We start from the raw sequence: 17,835 nt of genomic DNA on the forward strand, positions 1-17,835 counted from the left end.
CGTACGAGCATCAGTGACCGGCGATCCGCGCCAGCCGCCGCGCCTGCTCCCGCGTCGAGCGCGCGACGGCGTCCTCGTCGACGTGCAACAGGCGGCTGTTCTCCACGATCTGACGGCCATTCACGAACGAGGCCGTGACCGGCGCCGCCGCGCCGAAGACCAGCGCGGTCACCGGGTCGGCCATCGACGCATGGGCGAGGGTGTCGAGCTTCCACAGCACGAGGTCGGCGAGCTTGCCCGCCTCCAGGGAGCCGGTCTCGGCCGCGCGGCCCAGGACCTGGGCGCCGCCGTACGTTCCGAGGCGCAGGGCCTGGCGGGCGTTCAGGGCCGCTTCCCGGTGCGCTCCGAGGCGGTTGATGAGCAGGGCGTTGCGCAGCTCGGTGTGGAGTTCGCCGGACTCGTTGGACGCCGTACCGTCGACGCCGAGGCCGACCGGGACACCGGCCGCGAGCATGTCCGGGACGCGGGCGATACCGGCCGCGAGACGGGCGTTGGAGGACGGGCAGTGGGCGACGCCGGTCTTCGTGCGGGCGAAGGCGGCGATGTCGGAGTCGTTCATGTGGACGCAGTGCGCCATCCACACGTCCTCGCCGAGCCAGCCGGTCGACTCGAAGTAGTCGGTGGGTCCCATGCCGAACAGTTCCTTGCAGAACTGCTCCTCCTCCACGGTCTCGGAGCCGTGGGTGTGCAGCCGTACGCCCAGACGGCGAGCCAACTCGGCACCCTGGCGCAGGAGTTCGGTGGAGACGGAGAACGGCGAGCAGGGCGCGACGGCGACCTGGGTCATCGCGTCGAAGGAGGAGTCGTGGTGCTCCTTGACGGTGGCCTCGGTGGCGGCGAGGGCGCCTTCGAGGGTCTCGACGGCGAAGTCCGGGGGCAGCCCGCCGTCCTTCTCGCTGCGGTCCATGGAGCCGCGGGCCAGGGTGAAGCGGACCCCCGTCTCGCGGGCGGCGCGGATGATCGCGCCGGACAGGTCACCGGAACCGGCGGGGAAGACGTAGTGGTGGTCCATCGCGGTGGTGACGCCACCGCGGGCCATCATCGCGAGCGACCCCTGGGCGGCCGCGTAGACCATCTCCTCGTCGATGCGCGCCCACGTCGGGTAGAGCGCGACGAGCCAGTTGAAGAGGTTGTGGTCGGTGGCCAGGCCCCGGGTGATCCACTGGTAGTAGTGGTGGTGGGTGTTGACCAGGCCGGGGGTCACGAGGTGGCCGGTGGCGTCGATACGGCGGTCGACGTTTTCCAGGCCCTCGGGCGCCCTGCCCGCGCCGAGCGACTCGATGCGGTTGCCGGCGACGACGACGTACCCGCTCGGGTACTCGGTGTCGTGCGCGTCCACGGTCGCGATCGAACAGTTCTCGATGACGATGCGCCGGTCTGCTGCCATGGTTCGTCCTTTGCGCTGAGGTGGAGTGGGCACGGCAGGACCCCGGGGATTTGAGTGCCGCGGCCGGGAAGCTCCGTCGAACGTCCCGGCCGCGGGTGCCGCAAGGGAGTTGCTAGAGGTTGCTGAGGTCGACCGGGATCTTCGCCTCGCAGCCGTCCCTCAGAACGGTGGCCTCGATGAGGCCGTAGGGCCGGTCGGCAGCGAAGTACACCTCATTGTCGTTCTTGAGGCCGAAGGGCTCCAGGTCGACGAGGAAGTGGTGCTTGTTCGGCAGCGAGAAGCGGACCTCGTCGATCTCACCGCGGTTCTCGATGATCCGCGAACCCATCTGGTACAGGGTCTGCTGGAGCGAGAGCGAGTAGGTCTCGGCGAAGGCGCGGAGCATGTGCTGCTTCGTCTGCTCGTACGACGTGTCCCAGTCGGGCATGTCCTGCGTGTCGTCGGTCCAGTTGAAGCGCCAGCGGCCGGAGACCTCGGTGGCCAGGATCCGGTCGTACGCCTCGGGCAGGGTCGTGTACTTGTCCTTGACGTAGCCCCAGAACTCGGAGTCGGTGGAGTTCAGTACGGTCAGGTCCTTGAGGCCGGAGACGACCTCCCACGACGAGCCGTCGTAGGTGATCTGGGTCAGCCGGGTCTCCTGACCCTTGCGCACGAACGAGTGCCTGGCCTCCCCCGGCACCTCGATCCGCTCCCAGGCGTACTCCTCGATCCGGATTCGCGCCCGGTGGATCGGCTCCTGCGAGGTCACGAAGTGGCGGGCGAGGTGGATGCCGAACTGCTCGGCGGACTCGATGCCGTGCTCCTTGGCGAACGCGTACACCGTGTTCTTGGTGGTGTCGGTCGGCAGGACGTGGGCGTTGGAGCCGGAGTAGTGGACCTCGTCCATGTCGCCGCTCAGCGACACCGAGACGTTGAGGTCCTTGATGTGGTGGGTGGCGCCGTCCCGCGTGATCTTGACGACTCGGTTCTCGGCCTTGCCGTACTGGTTCTGTCCCAGAAAGATGGGCATCTGTAGCTAGCTCCCTCGGTAAACGGAGTAGCCGAACGGGTTGAGCAGCAGCGGTACGTGGTAGTGCTCGCCCGGCACGACGGCGAACGTGATCGCCACCTCCGGGAAGAACACTCCGGCACCGCTGTCCCGATTCGCGGGGGCGTCCTGCTGCGCATCGGCTTGCTTCTTCAAGAAGTACGGTTCGACCTCGAAATCGAGCCGTACGTGGGTGGTGCCCTCCGGCAGCGCCGGGAGGTCCTTGCACCGCCCGTCGGCGTCGGTCGCGGAGCCGCCGAGCGCCTGCCAGTCCGCGTCGCGGCCGCCGCGGGCCGCGAGCCGGACGGCGACTGCCTCGGCGGGGCGGCCGACGCTGGTGTCCAGGATGTGCGTGGACACGGAGGCGGTGGTGCTCGTGCTCATGGTCAGGCGTCCTCTTCGGCGATGCGGGCGAGCCGGATACGGTTGATCTTGCCCAGCTCGACGCGGACGATCTCGCGTTCCTGGTCAGGACCGTTGCCGATCCGCTCCTTGAGCGCGTCCCGCATCTGCTCGCCGGTGCAGCCGGTCGCGCAGATCAGGAAGACATGGCCGAACCGCTCCTGGTACGCCAGGTTCAGTTCGAGCATCTCCGCCCTGAGCTCCTCGGAAGCGCCGGCCATACCGCGCTGCTCGCGGGCCGAGGCGGGGTCGCCCGGCTTGGGGCGGCCGATCGGCGGGTGGCCGGCCATCGCCTCGGCGAGGTCGTCGGCGGTCAGCTCGGCCGTGGCGGTGTCGCTGGTGGCGTAGAGGTCGTCCGCGGTGGCGTAGGGGCGGGCGGCGAGCAGACGCCGAGCCCACGCCGTGGAGGCGCACGCCTCCAGGAGGACCGCGTGGGCCGCGTGCTCCTCCAGGACGTTGAACCGGGCCAGGCCGGAGGGCGTGGAAGTCGAAGTCACGGGAGTCAGCTAACGCCCCCACGCGACTTCACGTCAACACTTTGTTGAAAATTCGGGGTTACGAAACCGGCTGAGCCCCGCCGCCTACGATTTGTCCCGGTTCAGATAGTTGTAGACCGTGAAGCGACTGACGCCGAGGGCGCTCGCCACGGTCTCCACGCCGTGCCGTACGGAGAAGGCGCCGCGCGCCTCGAGTATCCGTACGACCTCCTGCTTGGCCTTGCGGTCCAGGTCCGCGAGCGGCTTGCCCTTCTTGCGCTCCATGGCGGCCAGGATGTGGTCGAGGGAGTCCGCGAGCTGCGGCAGCCGTACGGCGACGACGTCGACACCCTCCCAGGAGAGCACGACGTCGTCGGGCCCGGCCTCGTCCGGCGGGAGCATCTCGCCGCCCATGGCGTCGACCAGGGGCTTGACCGCAGCAATGAAGGGCTCGTCGCCGGTCACTCGCCACCCTCCCCGATGACGTTGAGCTGGAGCGAGATCCGGGTGGCGCCTGCCTCCAGGGCCTTGCGCAGCAGGGCGTCCACGGCGGTGAGCATCTCGTCGGCGCCGCCTTCCGCCGTGTTGCCGAACGGCCCGACGTCGACCGCGTCCAGGTCGGCCGCCTCGATGACCTCGCGGGCCACGAGCGCGTGCGCCGGGGCCTCGTCGAGGTCGAAGGGCTCGGTCGTGAACTCCACTCTCAATCGCACGCGCACAACCTAACCCGCGGTGCCGTTTTCCGCCGGGCCCTCTTGACAACCCTTTCGACCCGACGGCAATCTTCCAATAAGCAGAAACCAACTTCCGCAATACGGAAACACTCGACACGGAAGGGAGCGCCAGGACCCCATGGGATTCACGGAGCAGCGCTTCAACGTCAACCTGTCGATCCTCTTCACGGAACTCCCGCTCCTGGAGCGCCCCGCGGCAGCCGCCGCGGCCGGCTTCACCGCGGTCGAGCTGTGGTGGCCCTGGATCGACACCCCCACCCCCGAGCGCTCCGAGCTCGACGCCCTGAAGAAGGCGATCGAGGACGCGGATGTCCAGCTCACGGGCCTGAACTTCTACGCCGGCGAGCTGCCGGGCCCGGACCGCGGCGCCCTTTCCCTCCCCGGCGAGGAGTCGGAGCGGTTCCGCGCCAACATCGACGTGGCCGCCGACTTCGCCGGATCACTGGGCGCCAAGGCGCTCAACGCCCTGTACGGCAACCGCGTCGACGGCGTGGACCCGGCCGAGCAGGACGCGCTCGCGCTGGAGAACCTGGTCCTCGCGGCCCGCGCGGCCGACCGGATCGGCGCGATCCTCCTGATCGAGGCGCTCAACAAGCCGGAGTCACCGCGGTACCCGCTGGTGTCGGCCCCTGCCGCGGTCGGGATCGTCGACAAGGTGAACCAGGCGACCGGCCTGGACAACGCGCGCTTCCTCATGGACCTGTACCACCTGTCCATGAACGGCGAGGACCTGCCGGCGGTGATCGAGGAGTTCGCCCCGAAGACCGGCCACGTCCAGATCGCCGACAACCCGGGCCGCGGCGCTCCGGGAACCGGCTCGCTGCCCCTCGAAGACCTCCTCGACCAGCTGAGGAAGGCGGGTTACGACGGCTGGGTCGGCCTCGAGTACAAGCCGGGCGACCGCCCGAGCGCCGAGGCCTTCGACTGGCTCGCCCGCTGACCCCCTTCACCTGAGAGGCACCCCCATCATGAGCAACCTCCCCAAGATCGCCTGGATAGGCCTCGGCATCATGGGCTCCCCCATGTCCGAGAACCTCGTCAAGGCGGGTTACGACGTCACCGGCTTCACCCTCGAACAGGACAAGCTGGACCGGCTGGCCGCCGCCGGTGGCACCGCCGCCGCTTCGATCGCCGAGGCCGTGCGGGACGCCGACGTCGTGATCACGATGGTTCCGGCCTCTCCGCAGGTCGAGGCCATCGCGTACGGCCCGGAGGGCATCCTGGAGAACGCCCGCTCCGGCGCCCTGCTGATCGACATGTCCTCGATCACCCCGCAGACCTCGGTGGACCTGGCGAAGGCGGCCAAGGACAAGGGCATCCGGGTCCTGGACGCCCCCGTCTCCGGCGGTGAGGCGGGCGCGATCGAGGCCGTGCTGTCCATCATGGTCGGCGGTGAACAGGCCGACTTCGACGAGGCCGAGCCGGTCTTCGAGGCGCTCGGCAAGACCATCGTGCTGTGCGGTCCGCACGGCTCGGGCCAGACCGTGAAGGCCGCGAACCAGCTGATCGTCGCCGTGAACATCCAGGCGTGCGCCGAGGCCGTGGTCTTCCTGGAGAAGTCGGGCGTGAACCTCAAGGCGGCCCTGGACGTCCTCAACGGGGGCCTCGCGGGCTCGACCGTACTGACACGCAAGAAGGACAACTTCCTTCAGCGCGACTTCAAGCCCGGTTTCCGGATCGACCTCCACCACAAGGACATGGGCATCGTCACCGACGCCGCCCGCAATGTCGGCGCGGCCCTGCCGGTCGGCGCCGTGGTCGCCCAGCTGGTCGCGAGCCTGCGTGCGCAGGGCGACGGGGGCCTGGACCACTCGGCGCTGCTGCGGGGCGTGGGGCGGCTGTCCGGCGCCCAGGTCTGACACTCTGACTTCCGGTCCGCGGCGGCGCTGACATCTGTCCTGTCGCGCCCAGGCGCCGCCGCGGACCGGAACCCATACCCACGACTGGGACTCCCTGCCCGCACCCGGTACCGGGTGCGGGCAGGGGATGGACCGCGGCGGCAGGCGAGCCAGTGCGGTGGTGAAGGTCCCGGGCCCTCCTTCTTCGACCTGAGGGAAGGAGCGCGTTCCCGGTTCCGTCGCGGCCGCCGCGGTCCCGGCAAGACCCGCAGGAACCCAGAGCGCCGGATACGGACGGTCCCGTATCCGGCGCTCCGCCGCGTTCCCGGGGTGCGGAGCGCCGCGGATCGCAGGACTCTGAAGGCATGGCAGCACATCCAGCACAGCATCCTCATGTCGTGGTGCACGCCCCGGCGCTGGACGGGTCGCGGCGGGTCACCGCGGACGACGAGAATCTCGGCGTCGCCTCACACCTGGACGACGTCGTCGAGCTGCTCCGGCTCGCCGACCTGGACCGGATCGAGGTCGAGGACGACGACATCGTGGAGTGGCAGGGCGGCGGTCCGGACGACTGGCCGGGGCTTTCCGAGCACCACGAGCGGTGAGCGGGCGTACGACAGCGGTCGTACACCCGCTACGGAATCCTCAAATCAACCTCTGAACATGGGTCAGGGGGCTTCAACAGGCCCCTGCCTCGGGCACATTCTCTACACGTGAGGCCCGCCGGCACGGGGGCGGCGGGCCACACGAAGGGGGACGGCTTCGGGGGGAGCCGGGCACGGGAAAAGGGCGGTCCGACCTTCACGGTGGGACCGCCCTTCAGCTGTGCCCGGGGTCAGACCTCGAGCGGCCTGATCGACGTCGGCGCGTGGGCCGGCTCCGTCGCGATCTCCTCGAACTCGACCACGTTTCCTATGTCGTTGGTCGTGGACATCGAGATGTTGGTGACGCGCTCCAGGATCGCCTCCACGACCACCGGCACCCGGAACTCGGCGGCGAGCTTCTTGGCCTGTTCGAGGGCCGCGCCCAGCTCCGCCGGGTCCGTCACCCGGATCGCCTTGCAGCCGAGCCCCTCGGCGACCTTGACGTGGTCGACGCCGTAGAGGCCCAACTCCGGGGAGTTGACGTTCTCGAACTCCAGGTTGACCTGGAAGTCGATGTCGAAGGCGCGCTGGGCCTGGCGGATCAGGCCCAGGTAGGAGTTGTTCACCAGGACGTGGACGTACGGGATCCGGTGCTGGGCCCCGACGGCCAACTCCTCGATCATGAACTGGAAGTCGTAGTCCCCGGACAGGGCCACGACCTGTGCCTCCGGGTCGGCCTTGGCGACGCCCAGCGCGGCCGGGATCGTCCAGCCGAGCGGGCCCGCCTGGCCGCAGTTGATCCAGTGGCGGGGCCTGAAGACGTGCAGCATCTGGGCACCGGCGATCTGGGAGAGGCCGATCGTGGAGACGTACCGGGTCTCCGGGCCGAAGGCCTTGTTCATCTCCTCGTAGACGCGCTGCGGCTTGATGGGCATGTCGTCGAAGTGCGTACGGCGCTGGAGCGTCGCCTTCTTCTCCTGGGCCGCGGCCGCCCAGGCCGAGCGGTCGGGGAGCCTGCCCGCCGCCTTCAACTCCCTTGCCACCTCGACGAAGAGGGCCAGGGCGGCCCTGGCGTCCGAGGCGATGCCGTAGTCCGGCGCGAAGATCCGGCCGATCTGGGTGGGCTCGACGTCGACGTGGACGAACTTCCGGCCCGCCGTGTAGACGTCCAGCTTGCCGGTGTGGCGGTTGGCCCAGCGGTTGCCGATACCGAGGACGAAGTCGGACTCCAGGAAGGTGGCGTTGCCGTAGCGGTGCGAGGTCTGCAGGCCGACCATGCCGGCGTTCAGTTCGTGGTCGTCGGGCAGCACGCCCCAGCCCATGAGGGTCGGGACGACCGGGACGCCGGTCAACTCGGCGAACTCGACGAGGAGTTCGGCGGCGTCGGAGTTGATGACTCCGCCGCCGGCGACGATCAGGGGGCGCTCGGAGGCGTTCAGCATCCCGATCGCCTTCTCGATCTGCGCGCGGCTCGCGGCCGGTTTGTAGACCGGGAGCGGCTCGTAGGTCTCCGGGTCGAACTCGATCTCCGTCAGCTGGACGTCGATCGGCAGGTCGATCAGGACCGGACCTGGACGTCCGGAGCGCATGAGGTGGAAGGCCTGCTGGAAGACGCCGGGGACCTGGGCGGCCTCCAGGACGGTGACCGCCATCTTCGTCACCGGCGCGGCGATGGCGGCGATGTCGACGGCCTGGAAGTCCTCCTTGTGGATCACGGCGGTCGGGGCCTGGCCCGTGATGCACAGGATCGGGATGGAGTCGCCGGTCGCGGAGTAGAGGCCGGTGATCATGTCGGTGCCCGCGGGTCCCGACGTACCGATGCAGACGCCGATGTTGCCCGGGTGGGTGCGGGTGTAGCCCTCGGCCATGTGCGAGGCGCCCTCGACATGGCGGGCGAGGGTGTGGTGGATGCCGCCGGCGGCGTTGAGCGCCGCGTAGAAGGGGTTGATCGCCGCGCCGGGCACGCCGAACGCGTCCGCGACGCCTTCGCGCTTGAGGATCTCAACTGCCGCGCGGGCAGCGGTCATTCGAGCCATCGAGTACTCCTGTCGGATGCGTACTCCCGTCGCGCCCCGCCGCGAGCACTTCCGTATTACGGAATAAGTTTTCTACTATCTGGAAGCAATGTAGGTGGGTGGGTGAAGACCGTCAAGAGGCGGACAACCGGGCGGGTCCTGGAGGACGATGTGGCCATGTCCGAGAGCGTGTCGGTGCGCTGTCCGGCCTGCCGGCGCGAGCACCTCTACGCGGCGCCGTCGTACCCCTGCGAGTGCGGCGCGCCCGTCCACCCGCCGCTGGACCGGCACGGCACGCCCACGGCTGTCACCCACCAGGTGTGGGACGAGGCGTGGGTCACCGTGGAGTGCGCGGTCTGCGGCCGCGGAGCGCAGTGGCCGCAGCCGGAGTTGGGCTGCGCCTGCGGGGCGGTCCTGCGGATTCCGGTGACCGGGGACACCTGCCCGGAGGAGGACGCGAAGACGGCGACGGAGACGGACGGGAACTCCCCCGCTCGCCCGCGCCGAGCGTTCCAGCCGATCACGATCCGCACCGCGCGCGACGCGGTCACCGTCGCCGCGCTGTATCTGCGCTGGCTCGGTTACCAGGACATCCGGCGCGCGGACCAGCGGCCGCCGTCCGGCATCGGGCTCGCGGCGCGCGGTCTGCTGGCCCAGGTGGACCCGACCGTACGGCCCGCCTCGCCGCGGGACGTGGAGTGCCTGTGGCTGACGGCCATGACGGAGTCCGCGCACTGCGTCTACTTCTCACTGGCCGGCTACACCACCGAGGCCCGCACCCGTGCCGACTCCCTCGGCGTCCCCCTGTTCGTCCTGGACCTGACGGGCACCCCGCAGCCGGTGAACGGCCTGGCCGACGAGCTGGGAGGGTAGGCCCCGCATCACGTCGTCAGGTGCGCGGCCCACGGTTCCCGGGGTTGCGCAGAGAGGCGGCCCCGCACGTCCTCGAACAGGTCCCGCATCGCCAAGCCGACGTCCGCACCCGGCAGACCGATCCCGGCACGCGCCGGGCGCCGCCGGTGACTGTCCGCCCGAGAGGCTGTGCACCAGGATCCGGCACCAGCACCCACACCCACACCGGCACCGGCACCGGCACCGGCCGGCACAGTCCTCACCCCTCCGCGTACGTCTCCCGCAGCTCGATCTTGCGCACCTTTCCGGACACCGTCATGGGGAAGGACTCCAGGATCCGCAGCCGGCTCGGGACCTTGTAGTGGGCCAGCCGACCGTCGCAGAAGGCGCGCAGTTCCTCCAGCGTCGGCGGCTGTGCCGGGTCCCGCGGGATCACGCAGGCCAGCACCTCCTCGCCGTACCGCTCATGCGGCACCCCGACCACCTGGACGTCCGCGATCTTCGGGTGGGCGTAGAGGAACTCCTCGATCTCGCGCGGGTAGATGTTCTCGCCACCCCGGATGATCATGTCCTTGATGCGGCCGACGATCTCGACATAGCCGTCCTCGCGCATCATCGCCAGGTCACCGGTGTGCATCCAGCGCGCGGCGTCGACGGCCTCGGCCGTCTTCTCGGGCTCGTCCCAGTAGCCGAGCATCACGCTGTAGCCGCGGGTGCACAACTCCCCTGCGGCGCCCCGGGGTTGGGTGACCCCGGTGGCCGGGTCGACGACCTTGACCTCGATGTGCGGCAGCACCCGCCCGACCGTGCCGGTGCGGTGTTCCAGGTCGTCCTCCCTCCGCGTCTGCAACGACACAGGGGACGTCTCGGTCATGCCGTAGCAGATGGAGACCTCCGCCATGTGCATCTCGGCGACCACCCGCTTCATCACCTCCACCGGGCACGGCGAGCCCGCCATGATGCCGGTGCGCAGCGAGGAGAGGTCGTAGGTCGCGAAGTCGGGGAGGTTGAGCTCCGCGATGAACATGGTCGGGACGCCGTACAGCGAGGTGCAGCGCTCCTGCTGGACCGTGCGCAGGGTCGCCGTCGGGTCGAAGGAGGGGGCCGGGATGACCATGCAGGCGCCGTGCGAGGTCGCCGCCAGGTTGCCCATGACCATGCCGAAGCAGTGGTAGAAGGGGACGGGGATGCAGATCCGGTCCTGCTCGCTGTAGGCGATCAACTCCCCCACGAAGTAACCGTTGTTGAGGATGTTGTGGTGGGAGAGGGTGGCCCCCTTGGGGAAACCCGTCGTGCCCGAGGTGTACTGGATGTTGATGGGGTCGTCGCAGGACAGCTCCGGGTACTCGGCGGAACCGCCCCCGCGTCCCAGCAACGCCTCCCAGCTCGGGTCGCCGAAGTACACGACCTCCCGCAACTCCCGGCACCTGCCCCGCACTTCGTCGACCATCGCCCGGTAGTCACTGGTCTTGTGACTGAGCGAGGCGAACAGCAGGGAGACGCCCGCCTGGTTGAGGACATACTCCACCTCGTGCGTGCGGTACGCCGGGTTGATGTTCACCATGACCGCGCCGATGCGCGCGGTGGCGTACTGGACGAGCACCCACTCGGGGCAGTTGACCGCCCAGATCCCCACCCGGTCGCCCTTGACGATCCCGGAGGCCTGCAACGCCGACGCCAGCTCGTCCACATCGGCACCGAACTGGGCGTAGGTCCACCGCCGCCCGGACGGCACGTCGACGAGCGCCTCCCGCTCCGGCCAGGTGGCCACCGCGCGGTCCAGGTTGGCGCCGATGGTGTCGCCGAGGAGCGGAGTCGCGCCGGTTCCATGGGTGTACGAGCTGCTCATCGGAAGTCCTCCTCGCGGTACTCGGCGTCCGACCCGGCCGCCGTCGCCTCACGCAGTTCGATCCGGCGGATCTTGCCGGAGACGGTCTTGGGCAGGTCTGCGAACTCCAGGCGGCGGATGCGCTTGTACGGCGCCAGGGCCTCCCGGGAGTGCTCGAAGAGCACCTTGGCCGTGTCGGGTCCGGGCTCCCAGCCCTCCGCCAGCACGACGTACGCCTTCGGGACCGCGAGCCGCAGCTCGTCTGGGGCGGGCACGACGGCCGCCTCGGCCACCGCCTCGTGTTCGAGAAGCGCGCTCTCCAGCTCGAAGGGGCTGATCTTGTAGTCGGAGGCCTTGAAGACGTCGTCGCTGCGCCCGATGTAGGTCAGGTACCCGTCCGCGTCCCTCGACGCCACGTCCCCGGTCCGGTAGTAACCGCCCGCCATCGCCTCCGCCGTACGGTCCGGGTCGCCGTGGTAGCCGGTCATCAGGCCGACCGGCCGGGCCGACAGGTCCAGCGCGATCTCGCCCTCGGTCACACCGGGCGCGCCGGACACCGGGTCGAGGAGCTCCACCGTGAAGCCGGGGCTCGGACGGCCCATGGAGCCGGTCTTCAGCGGCTGGCCGGGGCTGTTGGAGACCTGGACGGCCGTCTCGGTCTGGCCGAAGCCGTCCCGGATGGTGATGCCCCAGGCCCGCCGGACCTGCTCGATGACCTCGGGGTTCAGGGGCTCCCCCGCGGCCACCACCTCGCGCGGCTTGTGCCGCAGCTGGGTCAGATCGGCCTGGATGAGCATGCGCCACACGGTCGGCGGGGCGCAGAAGGTCGTCACCCCCGCGCGGTCCATCTCCGCCATCAGCCGGCCCGCGTCGAAGCGGGTGTAGTTGTGGATGAAGACGGTCGCCTCGGCGTTCCACGGCGCGAACAGGTTGGACCAGGCGTGCTTGGCCCAGCCGGGCGAGGAGATGTTGAGGTGCACGTCACCGGGCTTGAGGCCGATCCAGTACATGGTCGCCAGATGCCCGATCGGATACGAGGTGTGGGTGTGCTCGACCAGCTTGGGCCGGGCTGTCGTACCGGAGGTGAAATACAGCATCAGCGGGTCGTCGGCGAGGGTCGGGCCGTCGGGCAGGAACTCCTCGGGGGTGGTGTACGCGTCCTCGTACGGCTGCCAGCCCTCCGGTACGCCTCCGACGGCGATGCGCGTGTAGTCGCCGGGCACCTCGTCGAACTTGCCGGTGTCCTCGGCCCGCACCACGACGTGCCGCACCCGGCCGCGTTCGACGCGGTCACGCAGGTCGGCGGGGCCCAGCAGCGGGGTCGCGGGGATGACGACGGCCCGCAGCTTCATCGCGGCGAGGGCGGTCTCCCACAGCTCGGCCTGGTTGCCCAGCATGACGAGGATGCGGTCCTCGGCCTCCACCCCGCGCTCACGCAGCAGGTTGGCGACCCGGTTGGACCGTTCGGCCATCTCGGCGAAGGTCAGCCGGACCTCGCCGCCGTCCTCCTCGACGATGTGCAGGGCGGTGCGGTCGTTGCCCTGCGCGATGACGTCGAACCAGTCGAGCGCCCAGTTGAAGTGCTGCGGGCGAGGCCAGGCGAATCCCTCGTACGCCGTGGCGTAGTCCTCGCGGTGCTGCAACAGGAAGTCCCGCGCCCCGCGGAAGTCCTCTGTGGCCGTCATCTCGTGTCCTCCTCGTGCCGGACCATTGCCGGGCGGCTCTCTGCCATCGTGTAATCCGTGATGCAGGTCTCACTACCCCCGAACGGGGGTGTGTGCCGCAGCGAAGGGACGAACAGGTGACGGTGGACGCGGCCGGTGCGGTGGAGATCCGACGTGCGCTCGTCCGGCTGCGGCGCGGCACGGGGCTTCCGGTCGCCTTCGGCGGCCTGGTGGAGTCCGGGCGGCGGCGGATCCGGATCAGCGAACTGAGCGGTACGGACACCACCGCGCTCCTCGCTCTCGCCGTGACCGCGGGCAACGGCCTCGGCGGCAAGGCCGTCGCGCTGGCCCGTCCGTGCGCCGTCGCGGACTACTCCGTGTCCCGGCAGATCAGCCACGAGTACGACACCGCCGTGGCCGCCGAGGGCCTGCGCGCGGTGCTGGCCGTGCCGGTGGTCGTACGGCGCCGGGTGCGGGGCGTGCTCTACGGCGCCCTGCGCGATGCCGGGCCGCTCGGCGACCGTACGCTCACGGCGGCCGTGGACGCGGCGCGGGACGTGGAGCAGGCGCTGGTCGTCGACGACGAGGCGCGGGACATGCTGGTGGCGGCGCGGGCCGAGCCACGGCCCGGTGACACCGCCGCCCGGGAGCAGGTCCGGGAGGCGCACGCCGCGCTGCGGGCGCTGGCCCCGCGGATCACCGACCCCGCGCTGCGGGCCGAACTGCTGGACGCCTGCGCGCTCCTGACCACGGACGCCGTACCTTCGGCGGGCGCTGCCCTGGCGCCGCGCGAGCTGGACGTCCTGGCGTGTGTGGCGGCCGGGGCGACGAACGCCGGGGCGGCCGACCGGCTGGGTGTGACCGCCGAGACCGTCAAGGCCTACCTGCGCTCCGCCATGCGCAAGCTCGGGGCCAGAACGCGGGGCGAGGCGGTGGTCGCAGCGCGCCGGGCGGGACTGCTCCCGTGACAATCCGGCCGCTCCCGTAACATCCGTAGACATCTCATTCATCCACGGGCGCTTTGAATTTACCTATGCGGAACGGGTTGTTATCTCCCTCACCACGTCTTCCGGCCGAATTTCAAAGCACCTTGCCTAATATTGGCCAGGACACGACACAGGGAGGGGAGCGGTGACCGTGCCACGCGACTTCCAGGAGCCTGCGAGATGCCGCCCTGACCTGGTCATCGGCCGGGACGAGCTGTTCGCCCAGGCCCGTGAGCAGCTGGCCCGCGGCGGCAGCGTGCTGCTGCACGGGCCCGCCGGAATTGGAAAGTCGACCGTCCTCAGGTCCCTGACCGCGGAATGCGGCGAAGCGGCCCGTACCGTGTTGCGCTGCTCGGCCACCGAGTCGGAATCCCATCTCCCCTTCCTGGCTCTGGCCGACCTCTTCGGCCTGGTCCTGGACGACATCTCCGACAAGCTGCCCGCCGCCCAGCGCACGGCGCTCGAATCCGCGCTGACCGGACGCGGCGAGTCCACCCTTCAGAGCGACGGCCTCGCCCTGCGCCTGGCCGTGCTGTCGGCGCTGCGCGCCCTCGCCGCCGAGGGACCTGTCCTGATCGTCGCCGACGACATGCAGTGGCTGGACCCCGCGAGCCTGGAGCTGCTCGGCTTCGCCGCCCGCAGGCTCGGCGACATCCCCGTACGGATGCTGTGCGCCGTCCGGACCGACGGCCCCGAGTACGACCGCCATCTACGCGCGTTGCCCCCGGACAGTCTCGCCGTCCGCTTCAACCCGCTCACCCGCGCCCAGGTGGCCGCGCTGCTCGACCACCGCGGCTACACCGGTCTGCAGCGCTCCACCGTCCGCGACATCCACCGCACCAGCGGCGGCAACCCGTTCTACGCCCTGGAGCTGGGCCGCGCGCTCTCCGAGAATCCGACCCCGCCCCGGCCCGGTGAACCGCTGCCGGTTCCCACCTCGCTCCGGGCCCTGGTGCTCAGCCGCCTGGAGATGCTGTCCGAGGAGGCCCGCAGAACCCTCCTGGTGGCGAGCGCGGGCGCCCGTCCCACCCCGTCCCTGCTGCACGCGGCGGGCCGCGCCGACGCCGAGGCCGAGATGGCCCAGGCGGCCGCGCTGGGTCTGCTGGCGACGGAGGCCGAGGGTCCCGCCGTACGGTTCGCGCATCCGCTGATCTCAGCCGCGCTGTACGCGGAGGCGCCCGCGCAGGAACGGCGGGACGCGCACCGTGCGCTGTCCAGGGCCGCCTCCGACCCGATCGAGCGGGCCCGCCACCTGGCCCTCGCGACCAACGGCACCGATCCGGAGGTGGCCGCCCGGCTCGCCGAGGCCGCGGCCCTGGCCCGGGACCGGGGCGCCCCTTCGATGGCCGCCTCCCTGGGACTGCTGTCGGCCCGGCACACCCCGGCCGACACCGAGCCCGCTCCGGACGTACGACGGCTCACGGCGGCCGAGGACGCCATCACGGCCGGTGAGCTGGACCTCGCCCGGGACATCGCCCGGGACGTGCTCACCCGGGCCACCGTGCCCGCGGACCGGGTGCGGGCCTGGATCATCGTGATCGACACCGCGGGCCACGCGATGACGGAGGTCGACGCGGTCTTCCCGCAGGCGCTGGCCGACGCGGGTGACGACCCCGGACTGCTCTCCCTGATCCGCTACCAGCTGGCCTGGCGGGCGCTGCTCGTCGAGGGCGACTTCGACGAGGCGCGCGAGGAGGCGGCGCGCGCGGCGGCGCTGGCCGCACGGGCCGACGACCGCTACAACGAGCTGATGGCGCTGTCCTTCCAGGCCCAGATCGAGACCCTGATGGGCCACCCGGACGCCCCCGCGACCATCAAGCGCGCCCTGAAGGAGCCCCAGGACCCGCGGGTCTCCTGCCACCACAACGGCGCCGGGTACTCCCGCTTCCGCTGGCTGATCATGAGCGACCAGCTGCCCGAGGCCCGCGCCACCGTGACCGCGCTGCTGCGGGAGGTCCGGCGGCGCGGGTCGGTCGAGAGCGAGGTGCACTTCCTGCGCGGGCTGGCCGAGACCGAGCTGCGCTCCGGGCACTGCGGACGGGCGCTGGACCTCGCCCGGGAGAGCCTGATGATGGCCCGCGACACCGGGATCGGCGAGGTGGCCTCGGCCGTGCTCGCCTCCTTCGCGGAGGCCTCGGGCGGAAACGTCGAGCGGGCGCTGGAGCTGGCCCGGGAGGCGGTCGACCACGCCGAGGAGAACGGCGACCAGATGTACGAGTCCAGGGGCCTGACCGCCCTCGGATACGCCCAGTTCGTCGCCGGGGACGCGCAGGGCGCGGTGCGTTCGCTGCGGCGGGTGCGCGAGCTGGAGCAGGGGCTCGGCATCACCGACCCGGCCCGCGGGCGCTGGCAGGGCGACCTCGCCGAGGCCCTCGTACGGATCGGGGAGATCGGGGAGGCGCAGGACGTCATCGACGTCACGCGGGTGAACGCGCTCCGGCTGGGCCGCGAGAGCGTGCTCGCCGTACTGGACCGGGCCGAGGCGCTGGTGCGGGCGGCGCGGGGTGAACACGAGGCCGCTCTCGACCGGTTGACGTCGGTTCAGGACCGGCTCGCCAAGCTGGGCCACGGCCTGGAGGAGGCCCGGGCCGCGTTCGCCCTGGCCCAGCTGCGCACCCGACGGCCGGGACCGACGTCGTACGACGAGGCGGCCCGGCTCTTCAGGCGCTGCCGGGCGCTGCCCTGGCTGCGTCAGGTGGAGGCGGCCGCGCTGGCCCGGCCGACGGAAAACGCGGCCGCTCCCGTGGCCGCACCGGACGGTCTGGAAGGCCTCGCCGGTCTCGAAGGGCTCGCCTCGATGGAGCGTCAGGTGGCGGCGCTCGTCATGGAGGGCGCCACCAACCGGGAGATAGCCGCGCGGCTGTTCATCAGCGTGAAGACGGTCGAGGCGACCCTCACGCGGGTCTACCGCAAGCTCGGGATCCGCTCCCGGGTGGACATCGTCAGGCTGGCGGCGGGACGCAGGCCGTAGCCGAGGGCCCGTCACCCCTGGTCCGCACAGGGCCGACCGAGGGTTTTCCCTGCCCAACTCCCTTAGGGGGTTCCCTCATTGGGAAGGGGAACTTCCGCGTTCTAGCTTATGAACGTGCCGCTCGCCCGGGCATACGGGGGTCGGTCCCGCGACCCCCGTGTACCAACCCCCCACACCCGCGCGACCCCCCACCGGCAACCCTGAGGAGACTCACCGATGTTCGGTCTCACCCGTGCGAAGAAGGCCGCCGCCGTCGGCCTGGCGACGGCCGCTGCCGCCGCCACCGCGTTGCTCAGCGCCCCCACCGCTGTCGCCGCTCCCCAGCCCATCGTCGGCGGTACGACGACGACCACGACCTCGTACCCGTTCATGATGCAGATCACGGACGCCTCGCAGAACCAGTTCTGCGGCGGCACCCTGGTCTCGGCGACCAAGGTCGTCACCGCGGCCCACTGCATGGTCGGCGAGACCACCAGCAGCGTGAGGGTCGTCGGCGGCCGCACCTACCTCAACGGCACCAACGGCACGGTCAGCAGAGTCAGCAAGATCTGGATCAACCCGGACTACACGGACGCCACCAACGGCGACGACGTGGCCGTCCTCACCCTCTCGACCTCGATGCCGTACACCACGGCGTCGTACGTCTCCTCGTCCCAGACCAGCGTGTACGCGGCCGGCACCACCGCCCGCATCCTCGGCTGGGGCACCACCTCGGAGAACGGCAGCTCCTCCAACCAGCTGCGGACCGCGACCGTGCCGATCGTGTCCAACTCCAGCTGTGCCAGTTCCTACGGCTCCGACTTCGTCGCGAGCGACATGGTTTGCGCCGGATACACATCCGGCGGTACAGACACCTGCCAGGGCGACAGCGGCGGTCCCCTGCTCATCGGGGGCGTCCTGGCAGGGATCACTTCCTGGGGAGAGGGCTGTGCGCAGGCGGGTTACCCGGGTGTCTACACCCGGCTGACCACCTTCTCCAGCCTGGTGACCGCGCAGGTCAACTCGTAGGTCCCCAGAGGTTCTCCTGAGCGTCCCACCGGCGCTCGGGTGAGAAGCAAGGGGGCGTTGCGG

16 protein-coding genes are annotated in these 17,835 nt (G+C 70.6%); 7 read left to right on the plus strand and 9 right to left on the minus strand.

Annotation, left to right across the window (positions count from 1 at the left end; all coding sequences use genetic code 11):
* Positions 1-10: 10 nt before the first annotated feature.
* The 6 genes from AB0D34_RS18595 to AB0D34_RS18620 form a co-directional block, all read right to left on the minus strand.
* Positions 11-1,387, minus strand: coding sequence for an 8-oxoguanine deaminase (locus AB0D34_RS18595; RefSeq protein ID WP_362662756.1), 1,377 nt, complete (start codon positions 1,385-1,387; stop codon positions 11-13).
* A gap of 112 nt (positions 1,388-1,499) precedes the next feature.
* Positions 1,500-2,396 (minus strand): factor-independent urate hydroxylase, encoded by an 897-nt coding sequence (gene pucL / locus AB0D34_RS18600; RefSeq protein ID WP_362662757.1) that lies wholly within the window; start codon positions 2,394-2,396, stop codon positions 1,500-1,502.
* Between the two features lie 6 nt (positions 2,397-2,402).
* Positions 2,403-2,798 (minus strand): hydroxyisourate hydrolase, encoded by a 396-nt coding sequence (gene uraH / locus AB0D34_RS18605; protein WP_362662759.1) that lies wholly within the window; start codon positions 2,796-2,798, stop codon positions 2,403-2,405.
* A 2-nt stretch (positions 2,799-2,800) separates the two neighbouring features.
* The gene (gene uraD / locus AB0D34_RS18610) at positions 2,801-3,313 is read right to left on the minus strand and encodes a 2-oxo-4-hydroxy-4-carboxy-5-ureidoimidazoline decarboxylase (RefSeq protein ID WP_362662761.1); all 513 of its coding nucleotides are present in this window, start codon (positions 3,311-3,313) and stop codon (positions 2,801-2,803) included.
* Between the two features lie 84 nt (positions 3,314-3,397).
* The gene (locus AB0D34_RS18615; RefSeq protein ID WP_362662975.1) at positions 3,398-3,706 is read right to left on the minus strand and encodes a helix-turn-helix domain-containing protein; all 309 of its coding nucleotides are present in this window, start codon (positions 3,704-3,706) and stop codon (positions 3,398-3,400) included.
* A 47-nt stretch (positions 3,707-3,753) separates the two neighbouring features.
* On the minus strand, positions 3,754-4,005 hold the full coding sequence (locus AB0D34_RS18620; protein ID WP_362662762.1) for a hypothetical protein: 252 nt from the start codon (positions 4,003-4,005) through the stop codon (positions 3,754-3,756).
* A gap of 139 nt (positions 4,006-4,144) precedes the next feature.
* Here AB0D34_RS18620 and AB0D34_RS18625 point away from each other — a divergent pair, with 139 nt between their 5' ends.
* From AB0D34_RS18625 to AB0D34_RS18635, 3 genes are all read left to right on the plus strand, one after another.
* Positions 4,145-4,966, plus strand: coding sequence for a TIM barrel protein (locus tag AB0D34_RS18625; RefSeq protein ID WP_362662764.1), 822 nt, complete (start codon positions 4,145-4,147; stop codon positions 4,964-4,966).
* Positions 4,967-4,994: 28 nt separating this feature from the next.
* Positions 4,995-5,885, plus strand: coding sequence for a 2-hydroxy-3-oxopropionate reductase (locus tag AB0D34_RS18630; protein WP_362662766.1), 891 nt, complete (start codon positions 4,995-4,997; stop codon positions 5,883-5,885).
* 344 nt (positions 5,886-6,229) lie between these two features.
* Positions 6,230-6,469 (plus strand): hypothetical protein, encoded by a 240-nt coding sequence (locus tag AB0D34_RS18635; RefSeq protein ID WP_356590107.1) that lies wholly within the window; start codon positions 6,230-6,232, stop codon positions 6,467-6,469.
* A 230-nt stretch (positions 6,470-6,699) separates the two neighbouring features.
* On the opposite strand, the gene gcl is transcribed toward AB0D34_RS18635, so the two are convergent.
* Positions 6,700-8,484 carry a glyoxylate carboligase gene (gene gcl, locus AB0D34_RS18640; RefSeq protein ID WP_362662768.1) on the minus strand — a complete coding sequence of 595 codons (1,785 nt, stop codon included), beginning with the start codon at positions 8,482-8,484 and terminating at the stop codon, positions 6,700-6,702.
* Positions 8,485-8,640: 156 nt separating this feature from the next.
* On the opposite strand from gcl, the gene AB0D34_RS18645 reads away from it, so the two are divergent.
* Positions 8,641-9,336 carry a hypothetical protein gene (locus AB0D34_RS18645; RefSeq protein WP_362662770.1) on the plus strand — a complete coding sequence of 232 codons (696 nt, stop codon included), beginning with the start codon at positions 8,641-8,643 and terminating at the stop codon, positions 9,334-9,336.
* 238 nt (positions 9,337-9,574) lie between these two features.
* On the opposite strand, the gene AB0D34_RS18650 is transcribed toward AB0D34_RS18645, so the two are convergent.
* Both AB0D34_RS18650 and AB0D34_RS18655 read right to left on the minus strand, forming a co-directional pair.
* Positions 9,575-11,164, minus strand: coding sequence for an AMP-binding protein (locus AB0D34_RS18650; RefSeq protein ID WP_362662772.1), 1,590 nt, complete (start codon positions 11,162-11,164; stop codon positions 9,575-9,577).
* Positions 11,161-12,828 (minus strand): AMP-binding protein, encoded by a 1,668-nt coding sequence (locus AB0D34_RS18655; RefSeq protein ID WP_362662774.1) that lies wholly within the window; start codon positions 12,826-12,828, stop codon positions 11,161-11,163. The genes AB0D34_RS18650 and AB0D34_RS18655 overlap by 4 nt, the downstream gene beginning before the upstream one ends.
* 116 nt (positions 12,829-12,944) lie before the next feature.
* Here AB0D34_RS18655 and AB0D34_RS18660 point away from each other — a divergent pair, with 116 nt between their 5' ends.
* The 3 genes from AB0D34_RS18660 (at position 12,945) to AB0D34_RS18670 (ending at position 17,772) form a co-directional block, all read left to right on the plus strand.
* Positions 12,945-13,775 carry a helix-turn-helix transcriptional regulator gene (locus tag AB0D34_RS18660; RefSeq protein WP_362662976.1) on the plus strand — a complete coding sequence of 277 codons (831 nt, stop codon included), beginning with the start codon at positions 12,945-12,947 and terminating at the stop codon, positions 13,773-13,775.
* A 163-nt stretch (positions 13,776-13,938) separates the two neighbouring features.
* Positions 13,939-16,764 carry an AAA family ATPase gene (locus AB0D34_RS18665; RefSeq protein ID WP_362662775.1) on the plus strand — a complete coding sequence of 942 codons (2,826 nt, stop codon included), beginning with the start codon at positions 13,939-13,941 and terminating at the stop codon, positions 16,762-16,764.
* Positions 16,765-16,980: 216 nt separating this feature from the next.
* Positions 16,981-17,772, plus strand: a complete 792-nt coding sequence (locus AB0D34_RS18670) for a serine protease (protein ID WP_362662777.1) — start codon at positions 16,981-16,983, stop codon at positions 17,770-17,772.
* Positions 17,773-17,835: the final 63 nt, after the last annotated feature.

Origin of the sequence: Streptomyces sp. NPDC048420, assembly GCF_040651535.1 — a bacterium.
Taxonomy (GTDB): Bacteria; Actinomycetota; Actinomycetes; order Streptomycetales; family Streptomycetaceae; genus Streptomyces.

Coding starts and splice junctions, on each gene's coding strand:
- AB0D34_RS18595 (WP_362662756.1), bottom strand. CDS start 1,387: ATGGCAGCAGACCGGCGCATCGTCATCGAGAACTGTTCGATCGCGACC.
- pucL (WP_362662757.1), bottom strand. CDS start 2,396: ATGCCCATCTTTCTGGGACAGAACCAGTACGGCAAGGCCGAGAACCGA.
- uraH (WP_362662759.1), bottom strand. CDS start 2,798: ATGAGCACGAGCACCACCGCCTCCGTGTCCACGCACATCCTGGACACC.
- AB0D34_RS18615 (WP_362662975.1), bottom strand. CDS start 3,706: ATGGGCGGCGAGATGCTCCCGCCGGACGAGGCCGGGCCCGACGACGTC.
- AB0D34_RS18625 (WP_362662764.1), top strand. CDS start 4,145: ATGGGATTCACGGAGCAGCGCTTCAACGTCAACCTGTCGATCCTCTTC.
- AB0D34_RS18630 (WP_362662766.1), top strand. CDS start 4,995: ATGAGCAACCTCCCCAAGATCGCCTGGATAGGCCTCGGCATCATGGGC.
- AB0D34_RS18635 (WP_356590107.1), top strand. CDS start 6,230: ATGGCAGCACATCCAGCACAGCATCCTCATGTCGTGGTGCACGCCCCG.
- gcl (WP_362662768.1), bottom strand. CDS start 8,484: ATGGCTCGAATGACCGCTGCCCGCGCGGCAGTTGAGATCCTCAAGCGC.
- AB0D34_RS18645 (WP_362662770.1), top strand. CDS start 8,641: ATGTCCGAGAGCGTGTCGGTGCGCTGTCCGGCCTGCCGGCGCGAGCAC.
- AB0D34_RS18650 (WP_362662772.1), bottom strand. CDS start 11,164: ATGAGCAGCTCGTACACCCATGGAACCGGCGCGACTCCGCTCCTCGGC.
- AB0D34_RS18655 (WP_362662774.1), bottom strand. CDS start 12,828: ATGACGGCCACAGAGGACTTCCGCGGGGCGCGGGACTTCCTGTTGCAG.
- AB0D34_RS18670 (WP_362662777.1), top strand. CDS start 16,981: ATGTTCGGTCTCACCCGTGCGAAGAAGGCCGCCGCCGTCGGCCTGGCG.